Here is a 13,276-nt window from a genome sequence, read left to right as displayed (position 1 = left end):
GGGTCGGGGCAGGGGGGCGAAGGACGACCGCGGACGGGTGGGTTAGGTTCGTGGTCGCCTTCGTCGGTCCCACTGCATGAGGAATCGCCCGTGTCCCAAGTACCGCCCCAGAGCGGCCCGAACGTCTCGTACACCCCGGCGCAGATACGCCGCAACCGCCTGATCCTCCTCGGTCTGGTCGTCGTCGTCGCCGGCCTGGTGGCGTTCAGCGCCTTCGGCCCGCGCGACGCCAAGGACCAGTCCGCGGCGCTCAAGGTCGGCGACTGCTTCGAGAACATCGGGACGAACAAGGCGGCGAAGGCCAGGAAGCTCGACTGCGCCGACCCGCACGCGGACTACAAGGTCCTGAAGATGGACAAGAACGGAATCGTCGACACCTTCTCGTGCTCCGACGTCCCGGGCACCACCGGCTCACTCACCGAGACAGGTCCCGACGACTCGTTCGTCGTCTGCTTCAAGGAGAACGACGAGAAGGGCGGGAAGTAGCCGGGCGCCGGAGGTCTTCCGACGTTCCCGTCACAGGTGTGGCCAGGGCGAACTCGCACCACACGATCTTCCCGGGCAGCCGCTCGCCCACGCCCCGCTCGTCGGCCGGCACCGACACCAGCAGCAGCCCGCGCCCGCCCTCGTCCGTGGCGGCGTCCACGAATTCCCGCCTCCTCTCAGCTTCGTCATCCGGGCGCCTGTGCTGCGTCCGGCAGTCGGAGGCCAGGAGGGCCGACGCGAGCAGTTGCAGCAGTTGCGCGAACCGGCTCAGCTCCCCTGTGTGTCATTGCAGTTCCTGCCCCTCGCCGGCAATGTCCACGCGGGCCTGGACGGCCCCTTCGTCCTGCTGGAGACCCCCGACCATCAGCACCTGGCATACATCGAAGGCCAGCGCGGCAGCCAGTGGGTTTCCGACGCAGACGAGGTGTCCATCATGGCGCGCACGTATGCGATGCTGCGGACACAGGCCCTCACCAAGCTTGACTCGCCGCGACCGCCTGCTAGGAGGGCAATGAGCACCGAAGCGCTTCAGTGGTTCAAGTCGACCTACAGCGGCAGTGAGGGCGGCGAATGCCTCGAAGTGGCCGTCGCCTGGCGCAAGTCGAGCTACAGCGGCAGCGAAGGCGGCGCGTGCGTCGAGGTCGCCTCCTGCCCCCACTCCCTCCACATCCGTGACTCGAAGCAGGACCCCGCCAAGGCCCCCACCCTCCGCGTCGGCCCCCTCACCTGGGCCGCCTTCACCTCCTCGGTCAAATGAACAGCAGACGCGCCGTCCTCGCCTCCGTCGCCGCGCTCGCGGCCGGGCTGCCCACGGTCAACGCCGTCGTCAGCGGTGCCGGTGCCACCCCGGCCGCCGCCGCGGACCAGTACGGGTCCAACACGGAGCTGTACACCCGTACCGCCGACAAGGAGGGCACCGACTGGGTGCGCCGGTTCCGGATCGGCGCGCCGGCGCAGGTCACGGACAACGCCCGCGCCACCAGCAGCCCGCTCGGCAGCACCGCGGTGATCGCGCCGCACGGGGGCGGGATCGAGGCCGGTACGAGTGAGCTGTGCATGGCGATCTCCGGGTACACGCCCTTCGAGGCGGACACCGACCCGGCGAGCGCGGCCGTGGCGGGCGAGCCGCAGCGGGACTACTGGATGTTCGAGACGCTGGCCAACTCCGCGGCGCAGCACGTCACTTCCACCCACTGCGACGACCCGGCGGCGCTCGCCGTCTGCACCGGGAACCTCTACGCCGTCTCGCTGCACGGGTTCGACGAGACGACCGAGAAGAAGGTGATCATCGGCGGCCGGGACGCGCGGCTGGGGCGCAACCTGCTCGCGGCGTTCACGAAGTACGGCCTGACCTCGCCCGCCGCCGACCCCGACCGGGACGTCACCGTGGTCCTCGCGGACGCCTCGACCTCGATCGACGGCGACGACCCGGCCAACATCGTGAACCGCACCCGTACCGGCGCGGGCGCCCAGCTGGAGATCTCCACGGCACTGCGCAAGGCGATGTTCGGCGACTTCTCGGGCGCGGCCAAGCGCAGGGCGACCGCCGGTGTGCCGAGCACGGGCAGCCCCTGCGCCGACCACTTCTGGAACGGCTTCGTGGGCGCCGTACGCGAGGCGATCAAGAACCACGAGCTGGGTCTCGACTCGCTCTAGACCTCCGGACCACCGGGACATCGGGGCCCGGAAGCGATCTTGTGCCATCCGTGATGTCATCGAACAGGAGAGCGACAAGCGCTCCGGAGTGAAAGCCTGCGATCGCGGGAGGAATCATGGCCGGCAACCTCCGAGCCCGGGACATCATGACCGGCGGCGTGCAATGCGTCGGCGAGCACCAGTCGTTGCAGGACGCGGCGCGCATGATGCGTGACCTCAAGGTCGGCGCGCTGCCCATCTGCGGCGACAACAACAAGCTGGCGGGCATGGTCACCGATCGGGACATCGTCATCAAGTGCTGCGCCGAGGGCATCGACCCGGCGACGGTGCAGGCCGGGTCGATGCGGAGCGAGATCTTCTGGATCGACGCCGACGCGCCCGCCGCCGACGCCCTGCGCGCCATGGAGCAGCACAAGGTCAAGCGTCTCCCGGTGATCGACGTCAAGGGCGGTCACCAGCTGGTGGGCATGATCTCCGAGGCCAACGTGGCCAAGAGCCTCAGCGACACCCAGGTCGCCGAGTTCGCCCACCGCGTCTACGCGACCGCCTGACCCACCCGCCCTCTGCCTACGCCTCGGCCTCCAGCCGGTCGGCGTAGGCACACGACTGCGCCGCACCGGCCCCGACCAGCCACCACCGGCCCCTGCGGTCCGCTCCCTAGAACATCCGTCCACCTTGTGGACGACCCGTGGCCACACCGCGGACCTCGGTGCTACAAATGCCGCATGTCGGACACCGTTGCGCGATTCAGACGCCTCCTCTGGCGTTCTGTGGTCGGCAGGAGACAGCGGACCCTGGCCGGGCAGGTCTTCCTGCTCCAGGCGGCCCTGGTGGTGCTGCTGGTGATCAGCGGTGTCGTCGCCCTCTACCTCCAGTCCGAACGGGACACCCAGGCCGAGGCCAAGCGCCGTTCCATGGCGGTGGCGGAGACCTTCGCCCACTCCCCCGGCGTCCTCCAGGCACTGGCCGCCCCGCAGCCCTCCAAGATCCTCCAGCCGCTCACCGAGGCGGGCCGCAAGGCGGCGGGCGTCGACTTCATCGTCGTCATGGACACCCACGGCATCCGGTACACGCACCCGATGCCGAGCAAGATCGGCCATCGGTTCGTCGGCAGGATCGCGCCCTCGCTCGCCGGGCAGACCTACACGGAGAGCGTGGAGGGACCCCTGGGCCACGAGATGCAGGCCACCGTGCCCATCGAGGACGACCACGGCAAGGTCACCGCCCTCGTCTCCGCCGGGCTCAAGGTCAAGAACGTCACCAGCGAGGTGAACCGGCAGGTCCCGATCATCCTGAGCAGCGGGGCCGGCGCCCTCGCGGTGTCGACCGGCGGCACCGCGCTGGTCGGGCGGCGGCTGCGGCGGCAGACCCACAGCCTCGCTCCCGACGAGATGACCAGGATGTACGAGCACCACGACACGGTGCTGCACTCGGTGCGCGAGGGCGTCCTCATCGTCGGCGACGACGGCCGGCTGCTGCTCGCCAACGACGAGGCCCGCCGCCTGCTGCGCCTGCCGCCCGAAGCCGAGGGCCGCCACCTGTCCGAGCTGCCCGGCCTCGACCCCGAGACCCTGGAACTGCTGGCCTCCGGGCGCGAGGCCACCGACGAGGTGCTCTTCGCCGGGGAGCGGCTGCTCGCGGTCAGCCAGCGGCCCACCGAGCACGGCGGCGTCCCCGGCGGCACCGTGGCCACCCTGCGCGACACCACCGAGCTCCAGGCCATCTCCGGCCGCGCGGAGGTCGCCAGGGAGCGGCTGAAGCTGCTCTACGACGCCGGCCTCGGCGTCGGCACCAGCCTGGACGTGCGGCGCACCGCGGAGGAGCTGGCGCGGATCGTCGTACCGCGCTTCGCCGACTACGTCACCGTGGACCTGGACGACGGCGTGCTGCACGGCGAGGAGCCCGCCCCGACCGCGGGCACCCTGCGGCGCATCGCGGTCCACGGCATACGGAACGACCATCCCCTCTACGAGAAGGGCCGGCTGATCGACTTCAAGCCGTCCACCCCCCAGGCCCGCGGCTACGGCACCGGCCACTCCGAACTGGTGTCCGACCTGACCGCCGCCACGGGCTGGCAGGCCCAGGACCCGCGGCGCACCCGGGCCATCCTCGACTACGGCATCCAGTCGCTGATCGCCTCCCCGATCCAGGCCCGCGGCGTCGTCCTGGGCATGGCCAACTTCTACCGGGCGAAGCGGGACCCCTTCGACGAGGAGGACCTGTCGCTCGCGGACGAGCTGGTCGCCCGCGCGGCCGTCAGCGTCGACAACGCCCGCCGCTACGCCCGTGAGCACACCCTCGCGGTCACCCTCCAGCGCAGCCTGCTGCCGCGCGCCCTGCCCGAGCAGAGCGCCCTGGACGTCGCCTACCGGTATCTGCCCGCGCAGTCGGGGGTGAGCGGGGACTGGTTCGACGTGATCCCGCTGCCGGGCAGCCGGGTGGCGCTGGTCGTCGGCGATGTCGTCGGGCACGGGCTGCACGCCGCCGCCACGATGGGCCGGCTGCGGACCGCCGTACACAACTTCTCGACCCTCGACCTGCCGCCGGACGAGCTGCTCAGCCACCTGGACGACCTGGTCGGGCGCATCGACCAGGACGAGGGCCTGGCGGAGGACTCGGGCGTCGTCGGCGCCACGTGTCTGTACGCGATCTACGATCCGGTGACGCGCCGGTGCGCGATGGCGCGGGCCGGGCATCTCGCGCCCGCGCTGGTGCGTCCCGACGGCAGCGTCACCTTCCCCGAGCTGCCGGGCGGGCCTCCGCTGGGGCTCGGGGGCATGCCGTTCCAGACGGCGGAGCTGGAGCTGGCCGAGGGGACGCAGCTGGTGCTGTACACCGACGGGCTGGTCGAGGACCGCGCGCGCGATCTGGACGAGGGCATGGAGCTGCTGCGCCGGGCGCTGGCCGGGCATCCCGACCGCTCCCCGGACGCGAGCTGCGGGGCGGTGGTGGAGGAGCTGCTGCCCAAGGGGCCCAAGGACGATGTCGCGCTGCTCGTCGCGCGCACGCACGCGCTCACGTCCGAGCAGGTGGCCGAGTGGGACGTGCCCAGCGATCCGTCCGCCGTCTCCGGGCTGCGGCGCGCCGTGACCGGGCGGCTGGAGGAGTGGGGCCTGGACGATCTGGCCTTCGGGATGGAGCTGGTGCTGAGTGAGCTGGTGACGAACGCGATCCGGTACGGCTCCGAACCGATCCGCCTGCGGCTGATCCGGGACCGGGCGCTGATCTGCGAGGTGGCCGACGGGAGCAACACCTCGCCGCATCTGCGGTACGCGGCGACGACGGACGAGGGTGGCCGGGGGCTGTTCCTGGTGCAGCAGATGACGGAGCGGTGGGGGACGCGGTACTCGCCGCAGGGCAAGGTGATCTGGGCGGAGATGGCGCTGCGGGCGCCGGCGGGTGTGCCGGGTCTCTCGCTGGAGTCGTTGGCTTCGCCGGACCCGGGCGACTGGTGAGCAGGCGCGGGGCACGGCAGAGGGCCGCACCCCCGCACCGGGGATGCGGCCCTCGACCGCCGTTCCTGGCCGCTTACTTGCGGATCAGGCTGCGCAGCACGTACTGCATGATGCCGCCGTTGCGGTAGTAGTCGGCCTCACCGGGGGTGTCGATGCGGACGACCGCGTCGAACTCGACGCCCGTGTCGGTGGTGACCTTGACCGTGCGCGGCGTGGTGCCGTTGTTCAGCTCGGTGACGCCGGAGAAGGAGAAGGTCTCCTCGCCGGTCAGACCGAGGGACTCGGCCGAGGCGCCCTCCGGGAACTGGAGCGGCAGGACGCCCATGCCGATGAGGTTCGAGCGGTGGATGCGCTCGTACGACTCGGCGATGACGGCCTTGACGCCGAGGAGCGCGGTGCCCTTGGCCGCCCAGTCACGGGACGAACCGGAGCCGTACTCCTTGCCCGCCAGGACGACCAGCGGGATGCCGGCGGCCTGGTAGTTCTGCGAGGCGTCGTAGATGAAGGACACCGGGCCGTCGGCCTGGGTGAAGTCGCGGGTGTAGCCGCCCTCGGTGCCCGGCGCGATCTGGTTGCGCAGGCGGATGTTGGCGAACGTACCGCGGATCATGACCTCGTGGTTGCCGCGGCGCGAGCCGTAGCTGTTGAAGTCGCGGCGCTCCACACCGTGCTCGGTGAGGTACTGGCCGGCCGGGGTGTCGGCCTTGATCGCACCGGCCGGGGAGATGTGGTCGGTGGTGACCGAGTCGCCCAGCTTGGCCAGCACGCGGGCGCCGGTGATGTCCTCGACCGGGGCCGGCTCCATGCCCATGCCCTCGAAGTACGGGGGCTTGCGCACGTAGGTGGACTCGGTGTCCCACTCGAAGGTGTTGCCGGTCGGGACCGGGAGCGACTGCCACTGGGCGTCGCCCGCGAAGACGTCCGCGTACGACTTCTCGAACATGTCCTCGCCGATCGCGGCGGCGACGACCTCGTTCACCTCGGCCTCGGAGGGCCAGATGTCCTTCAGGTAGACCGGGTTGCCGTCCTGGTCGGTGCCCAGGGCGTCACGGGTGATGTCCACCCTCATGGAGCCCGCGATGGAGTACGCGACGACCAGCGGCGGGGACGCCAGGTAGTTCATCTTGACGTCGGGGTTGATACGGCCCTCGAAGTTCCGGTTGCCGGAGAGGACCGAGACGACGGCGAGGTCGTGGTCGTTGACCGCCTTGGAGACCTCCTCCGGCAGCGGGCCGGAGTTGCCGATGCAGGTGGTGCAGCCGTAGCCGACGAGGTTGAAGCCCAGCTTGTCCAGGTACGGCGTGAGGCCGGCCTTGTCGAAGTAGTCGGTGACGACCTTCGACCCCGGGGCGAGGGTGGACTTGACCCACGGCTTGCGGGTCAGGCCCTTCTCGACCGCCTTCTTGGCGACCAGGGCGGCGCCGATCATGACGTACGGGTTGGACGTGTTGGTGCAGGAGGTGATGGCCGCGACGGTGACCGCGCCGTGGTCGATCGTGTAGGTCGTGCCGTCGGCGGCGGTGACCTGGACCGGGTTGGACGGGCCGCCGTTCGGGTGGACGGCCGGGGCGTCGGAGGCCGGGAAGGACTCCTGGCCCGCCTCGTCCACGACGTCCACGTAGTTGCGGACGTCCTGCTTGAACTGCTCCGCGGCGTTGGCGAGGACGATGCGGTCCTGCGGGCGCTTCGGGCCGGCGATGGAGGGGACGACCGTGGAGAGGTCCAGCTCCAGCTTCTCGGAGAAGTCCGGCTCGGCCTTCGGGTCCAGCCACAGGCCCTGGGCCTTGGCGTACGCCTCGACCAGGGCGACCTGCTGGTCGCTGCGGCCGGTCAGGCGCAGGTAGTTCAGGGTCTCGTCGTCGATCGGGAAGATCGCGGCGGTGGAGCCGAACTCCGGCGACATGTTGCCGATGGTGGCGCGGTTGGCCAGGGAGGTGGCGGCCACGCCCTCGCCGTAGAACTCCACGAACTTGCCGACGACGCCGTGCTTGCGCAGCATCTCGGTGATCGTGAGCACGAGGTCGGTGGCGGTGGTGCCGGGCTGGAGCTCACCGGTGAGCTTGAAGCCGACGACGCGCGGGATCAGCATGGAGACCGGCTGGCCGAGCATGGCGGCCTCGGCCTCGATGCCGCCGACGCCCCAGCCGAGGACGCCGAGGCCGTTGACCATCGTGGTGTGCGAGTCGGTGCCGACCAGGGTGTCCGGGTAGGCCTTGCCGTCGCGGACCATGACCACGCGGGCCAGGTGCTCGATGTTCACCTGGTGCACGATGCCGGTGCCCGGCGGGACGACCTTGAACTCGTCGAAGGCGGTCTGGCCCCAGCGCAGGAACTGGTAGCGCTCCTTGTTGCGGCCGTACTCCAGCTCCACGTTCTGCTTGAACGCGTCGCTGGTGCCGAACTTGTCGGCGATGACGGAGTGGTCGATGACCAGCTCGGCCGGCGCCAGCGGGTTGATCTTCGCCGGGTCGCCGCCCAGCTCCTTCACGGCCTCACGCATGGTGGCGAGGTCCACGACGCAGGGCACGCCGGTGAAGTCCTGCATGATCACGCGGGCCGGCGTGAACTGGATCTCCTGGCTGGGCTGGGCCTGCGAGTCCCAGCCGCCGAGGGCACGGATGTGGTCGGCGGTGATGTTCGCGCCGTCCTCCGTGCGGAGCAGGTTCTCCAGCAGGACCTTGAGGCTGTACGGCAGCCGGGCCGAGCCCTCCACCTTGTCCAGCCGGAAGATCTCGTACGACTCGTCGCCCACCTGCAGCGTGCTGCGGGCGTCGAAGCTGTTCGCCGACACGACAGTCTCCTTCATTGATGTGCGCTACCACCGCAATCCTGCCGCCACGCCGGCTCGGCCGGTCCAGTGAGGTCAGGCTAAGTCAGCCTCGCCTCACCGGAGTGGCGACCACGGTGCGCCTCGGCAGATATCTCGATGTCGAGATAACTCTAATACATGGGTGCCGGATGGTCATGCCGGGCGGCTCGTTCCCGGCGAGCCCCGCGCGGCGGGGCCCCTACTTCGGAGCGACGAGCATGCTTTCCGTGCCGAAGGTCGCGCCGGTGTGGGCGTACATACCGGTCTCCCCGTCGGACCGGCGGACGACGAGGTCGTCGGGCCTGCCGTCGGGGTCGTAGCCGCCCGCGGTCATGACCGAGTCCTGGGACCAGACGCTGCCGGCCGAGGACATGGTGTGCTGATCTCCGAGGCCGCCGGGGCCGGTGTCCTGGAACTGGGAGACCCTTCCGTCCGACCAGCGCACCAGGGTGTCCCACCGGTCGCCTCCGGTGAACTGACCCGCGGCGAGGAGGGTGGCGCGCTTCCAGGTGGCGTTCGGCTTCTGGAGCCGGTGCTCGGTGCCGAAGCCCTTGTCGCCGACCCCGGTGTAGTCGGTGACCTCGCCGTCGCTCCAGCGCACCAGCAGGTCGGTGACGTACGTGCCGGTCCCGAAACCGCCCGCGGTGATCTGGGCGGCGTTCTTCCAGACGGAGCCGGACCCCGCCAGCCTGGTCCCGCCCGCCAGGCCCTTGGTCCCCACGTCGGGGAAGAGCCTGACCTCGCCCGAACCGAACACGGCCAGCAGGTCCGAGCCGGTGCCGCCGGAGAAGTCGCCGCCGGTGAGGGACTTCACGTTCTTCCAGGTGCCGTTGGGCGCGGCGAGCCGGCGTTCGCCGGTGAAGCCGCCGTTGCCGTCGCCGGTGTAGAGGGTGACCTCGCCGTCGGTCCACACGACGATCAGGTCGCCCTTGCCGTCCCCCGTGTACTCGCCCGACGCCAGCAGCCGGGCGTGGGACCAGGTCTCACCGTCGCCCATGGAGTACGGCAGCGGCGGCTGCTGGTAGGACGTGCCGTGCGAGGTGGGGTGGTCGCTCTTCGCCTCCTCGTACAGGCGGAAGAACCAGTCGCCGTACATCGGGCTGTAGGTGAGCCAGTCGACGTCGGCGTCGTTGCCGCCGCCGTTGTAGCCGCCGACGTTGCCGATGATCGTCCCGGTGCCCTTCGACCAGTCGACCGCGGAGAACCAGGGGCCGCCGGAGACGCCACCCCACATGCCACGGCATTTGGCCTGGATCTGGTAGAAGCCGGGCAGTGCCTCCGTCTGCGCCGGGCAGCGCACGGCCTGGTCCTTCGGGTTGTGGCTGGACGGGTAGCCGACCATCGTGACCTTGTTCAGGTAGCCGGGAGTGCGGACCAGTTTGTTCGCGCCCACCACGTCCTGTGCCTGCGCGCCGCTCTCGGAGGGCTCCAGCCGGCCGAAGGCGAAGTCCAGGTCGGAGACCGGCTTCTTGGTTCCGTGCACGTACCGGTTGTCGGCGTACCAGCGGGAGATCCGGTAGAAGCCGAACGGTTGTTTGTCGAGCGGGTACGCGGCGGTGTACATGGGGACGAAGACGGCTTTGCCCCCGTCGCAGTGGCCGGCCGTCAGGATCAGGTCGTGACCCGGGCTTTCCACCACGCTGGCGGAGCACTTGTGGGCCCGCATCCGGTCGGTGGTCGGGTCCGTGGTGAAGCTGAAGATCGTGCCGACGGATCTCAGTCCGGGGGTGTGCTGGGCGGTCGGCATGGCGGCCGCCGCGGCCGCGGTGGGTCGTGCGGGTGAGGGTGGGCCGGCGGGCTGCGCGGGCCGGGCCGGGTCAGTGGCCGAGGCCATGCGTTCCGGTGTCCAGAAACGGACGGCGTCGGCGTCCGACCAGTGCGGCTCGGCCGCGTGGGCGAGGCTCGTCCCGCTCGACAGGAGCAGGGCGGTTCCGGCCGCCGAGACGACAAGGCGCGATATTCGTCTGCGTGAGGTGGGCGAGGTAGGCAAGGAACGCTTTCTGGGTCGGGGTGGTGGGGGCTTTCTCCGGACCGGAAGCGGCCGGAGAAAGGCGTCAGGGAGGCATGGCCGGAGCGGGCGGAAGAAGACAGGGGGCACCGGCGAGGCGCGCTCCGGCCGGTGACGTCACCCGCGGGAGGAGCGGGCCGCCGGTGCCGGGTCCGACGTCACCCGGACGACGCGGTCGCGCGTGCGCGGCGGCGCACCGCGACCACCGCGCCCGCGACGAGGACGGCCCCGGCGGCCGCGGCGGCGCCGATGGCCGGCCCGTGACCGCCGCCGTGGCCGGCGGGCGCGCCGACCACCGTGACGTGCCGCTCGGTGGTCTGCCGCCCGTGATGGCTGACGGCGGTCAGCGGGTAGCGGCCCGCGGGCACGTCCCCCCGCACCCGTGCGTGGCCCGCGTAGACCGTGCCGGGATCGTCGCACTTGCATCCGGGGTCGTCGGCGCTGCCCGTCCTGATGGTCACAGGGCCGGCGAAGATGGGTGACCTGACGGTCAGGCTGTCTTCCGACGCGGGCCTCAGATCGACGAGGACCAGCCGGACGTCACTGCCCGGCCGTACCGGGGCGGACGTGTCGCCGCCCGGCAACCTGTTCGTGGGGCCGATGACGAACCGGGAGATCTCCGCCGCGTCCGCCGCCGCGACCCTGAGGCGCGCGGTGGCGACCGTACGGCCGTGGCTGGTCGCCGTGACCGGGTAGGTGCCCGCGCGCAGACCCGGCCGGACGAGAGGTGCCGCGATCTCGTCCAGTTCCGTCGACTGCCTCGCGCCCTTCCGCACCGGGACCAGGAAGACCGGCTTCTCCAGGGCCGGAGAGGCGACCGTGACCCTGTCCCAGCCCGGCGCCATGCCGTCGATGCTGAACCAGAGCGGGTCGCCCGCGGTCAGGAGCCTGCCTCCGGGTACGTGGTACTCCAGGCGGACGCCAGGGGCGGGGCTCCCGGACGACGCCCGGCCCGCTCCGTCGGCCACTGCTCCCGGGGCCGCTCCCAGCAGGGACACTGCGACAAGGCCGACGGCGCTCAGGGCCCGGACTGCGTTACGGAACAACGATTCCCCTTCGGTGACCGACGGCCGGGCCGGTTCGCCCCATCGATCCGTCGTCCAGGAAGAGGGCACGGGCCCGTATCGGGTTGCGTGGCCCGGCTTTCAGAGGGCGGGACACTTCTGGCCGGAACTGTGGCTTCCACCATGGCCCGTTGCTCGCGGCGCTGATGGGATGCGCTGATGCGCCATGTCACCTCACTTCTTCCGGCCGTCGCCGCGCTCCTGTTGCTCGCGGCGTGCGGGTCCGAACACGCGGGCGGTGCCGGGGGTGGGTCCGCGGGTGGGTCCGCGGGTGGGTCCGGGGGTGGGTCCGCGGGTGGGTCCGGGGGTGCGTCGGGGGTTCCCGTCACCGATCCGCCCATGGACGGCGTCCGGATCACCTCGGTGACCCTTCCCTCCGCCGCGCCCAGCCCCACCCCGTCCGACTTCTTGGTGCACGCCGACCGTCTCCCCGCCGCCGACTCCGGGATCTCGGCCGCCTACGAGGTCACCAACCACGGCACCGAGGCGCTGACGTACACGATCCTGTTCGACTTCACCACGGACGCCGGCGAGGTCATGGGCAACCGCCGCGAGACCGTGCGCTCGGTCGGCCCCGGCGCGACGAAGCGCGGCACGGTCCGGCTGGGGGCGCCGGGCCCCGGATCGTCCCGGGTGGGCCGCGTCAAGGTCGCCCGGGTGACCAAGGTGCCCGCCGCCGAGGCACCGCCCGCGCCCGGCGCGTGCCCGCCCTCCGGCATCCGCCTCACCGCCGACGACGGCGACGCCGCGATGGGGCTGCGCGTGGTGGGCCTGCGCCTGGAGAACTGCGGGAAGCGCACATACGCGCTCGCCGGCTACCCGCGACTGGAACTGCTGGACGGCGACCTGGCCCCCGTCCACGGCATCCGGATCCTCCACGGGAACGGCGGCATCAGCACCGGTACCGGCTTCGACGACCCGGCCCGCCCGCTGGTCCTCAAGCCCGGCGAGAGCGCCGTGTCGGGCCTCATGTGGCGCAACACCACCGGGTTCGGCACCGCCGTCGACGTCCCGTACGTGAGGGTGTGGGCGAAGCGGGGCGCCGACCCGGTGACGGTGACGCCCCACCTCGATCTCGGCACCACCGGCAAGCTGGCCGTCCGCGCCTGGACGCGCCCGTCGTCGTAGAGCCCGTGCCGTCCCGGCGTCGCTTCAGCAGCCGCAGGGGCCCGCGACGGCGCTGAGCGGGTCGGCGTCGCGGCGCTCCGGCCCCTGCCAGGTCTCGTAGGCGAAGCCCTCGCGCACCCAGTACTCGAACCCGCCGAGCATCTCCTTGACCTGGTAGCCGAGTTCGGCGAGGGCGAGGGCGGCACGCGTGGCGCCGTTGCAGCCGGGGCCCCAGCAGTAGGTGACGACGGGGACGGACTTGTCGAGCAGGGCTTCGGCCTGTTCGGGGATGAGGGCGGTGGGGAGGTGGACGGCGCCGGGGATGTGGCCCTGGTCCCAGGACTCGGTGGAGCGGGAGTCGAGCAGGACGAATCCGGGGTCACCCGGGGTGCCGGGGGTGCGGGTGGTGGCGAGCGCGGCGGCGACGTCGGCCACGTCGGCGTGGAAGCGGAGGGAGGCGCGGAAGTAGGCGGCGGCTTCCGTGGGGGCGGCGGGGGCGGTGCGCAGGACGGGGTTGGGGTGCTGGGTGGTCGTGGACGTGGGCATGTGCGGGGCCTTTCCCGAGGCGGGGGTGCGGGGCTCTTCCCGAGGCGAGGGTGCGGGGCTCTTCCCGAGGCGAGGGTGCGGGGCTCTTCCCGAGGCGAGGGTGCGGGGCTCTTCCCGAGGCGAGGGTGCGGGGCCCTTCCCGAGG

The 13,276-nt window shown here is 71.5% G+C and carries 10 protein-coding genes and 2 pseudogenes; 7 read left to right on the top strand and 5 right to left on the bottom strand.

Annotation, left to right across the window (positions count from 1 at the left end):
* The first annotated feature begins 90 nt into the window (after positions 1-90).
* On the top strand, positions 91-486 hold the full coding sequence (locus tag ACWDD7_RS02965) for an LppU/SCO3897 family protein (RefSeq protein WP_450455938.1): 396 nt from the start codon (positions 91-93) through the stop codon (positions 484-486).
* Here ACWDD7_RS02965 and ACWDD7_RS02960 read toward each other — a convergent pair.
* Positions 455-634, bottom strand: a pseudogene (locus ACWDD7_RS02960) (hypothetical protein); the annotation flags it as partial. The gene ACWDD7_RS02965 and the pseudogene ACWDD7_RS02960 sit on opposite strands and share 32 nt — an antisense overlap.
* 51 nt (positions 635-685) lie before the next feature.
* Here ACWDD7_RS02960 and ACWDD7_RS02955 point away from each other — a divergent pair.
* The 5 genes and pseudogenes from ACWDD7_RS02955 to ACWDD7_RS02935 all read left to right on the top strand — a co-directional run.
* Positions 686-913, top strand: a pseudogene (locus tag ACWDD7_RS02955) (Scr1 family TA system antitoxin-like transcriptional regulator); the annotation flags it as partial.
* A gap of 84 nt (positions 914-997) precedes the next feature.
* A complete protein-coding gene (locus tag ACWDD7_RS02950; RefSeq protein WP_450456348.1) occupies positions 998-1,243 on the top strand; it encodes a DUF397 domain-containing protein in 246 nt (81 codons plus the stop codon).
* Positions 1,240-2,142 (top strand): poly-gamma-glutamate hydrolase family protein, encoded by a 903-nt coding sequence (locus ACWDD7_RS02945; protein ID WP_450455936.1) that lies wholly within the window; start codon positions 1,240-1,242, stop codon positions 2,140-2,142. The genes ACWDD7_RS02950 and ACWDD7_RS02945 overlap by 4 nt, the downstream gene beginning before the upstream one ends.
* Before the next feature lie 116 nt (positions 2,143-2,258).
* Positions 2,259-2,693, top strand: coding sequence for a CBS domain-containing protein (locus ACWDD7_RS02940; protein ID WP_450455934.1), 435 nt, complete (start codon positions 2,259-2,261; stop codon positions 2,691-2,693).
* A 174-nt stretch (positions 2,694-2,867) separates the two neighbouring features.
* On the top strand, positions 2,868-5,597 hold the full coding sequence (locus ACWDD7_RS02935; protein ID WP_450455932.1) for a SpoIIE family protein phosphatase: 2,730 nt from the start codon (positions 2,868-2,870) through the stop codon (positions 5,595-5,597).
* 73 nt (positions 5,598-5,670) lie between these two features.
* On the opposite strand, the gene acnA is transcribed toward ACWDD7_RS02935, so the two are convergent.
* From acnA to ACWDD7_RS02920, 3 genes are all read right to left on the bottom strand, one after another.
* The gene (gene acnA, locus ACWDD7_RS02930) at positions 5,671-8,388 is read right to left on the bottom strand and encodes an aconitate hydratase AcnA (RefSeq protein ID WP_450455930.1); all 2,718 of its coding nucleotides are present in this window, start codon (positions 8,386-8,388) and stop codon (positions 5,671-5,673) included.
* Positions 8,389-8,605: 217 nt separating this feature from the next.
* Positions 8,606-10,240 carry a trypsin-like serine peptidase gene (locus ACWDD7_RS02925; RefSeq protein ID WP_450455928.1) on the bottom strand — a complete coding sequence of 545 codons (1,635 nt, stop codon included), beginning with the start codon at positions 10,238-10,240 and terminating at the stop codon, positions 8,606-8,608.
* A 332-nt stretch (positions 10,241-10,572) separates the two neighbouring features.
* Positions 10,573-11,382, bottom strand: coding sequence for a hypothetical protein (locus ACWDD7_RS02920; RefSeq protein WP_450455926.1), 810 nt, complete (start codon positions 11,380-11,382; stop codon positions 10,573-10,575).
* A 435-nt stretch (positions 11,383-11,817) separates the two neighbouring features.
* Here ACWDD7_RS02920 and ACWDD7_RS02915 point away from each other — a divergent pair, with 435 nt between their 5' ends.
* Complete coding sequence (locus tag ACWDD7_RS02915) at positions 11,818-12,606, top strand: DUF4232 domain-containing protein (protein ID WP_450455924.1); 789 nt, start codon at positions 11,818-11,820, stop codon at positions 12,604-12,606.
* 24 nt (positions 12,607-12,630) lie between these two features.
* On the opposite strand, the gene ACWDD7_RS02910 is transcribed toward ACWDD7_RS02915, so the two are convergent.
* The gene (locus tag ACWDD7_RS02910; RefSeq protein WP_450455922.1) at positions 12,631-13,131 is read right to left on the bottom strand and encodes a rhodanese-like domain-containing protein; all 501 of its coding nucleotides are present in this window, start codon (positions 13,129-13,131) and stop codon (positions 12,631-12,633) included.
* Positions 13,132-13,276: the final 145 nt, after the last annotated feature.

This window comes from Streptomyces sp. NPDC001056, assembly GCF_053598955.1.
The sequence above is the reverse complement of the archived record's forward strand: the minus strand, read 5'-3'. Positions and strand labels throughout refer to the sequence as shown.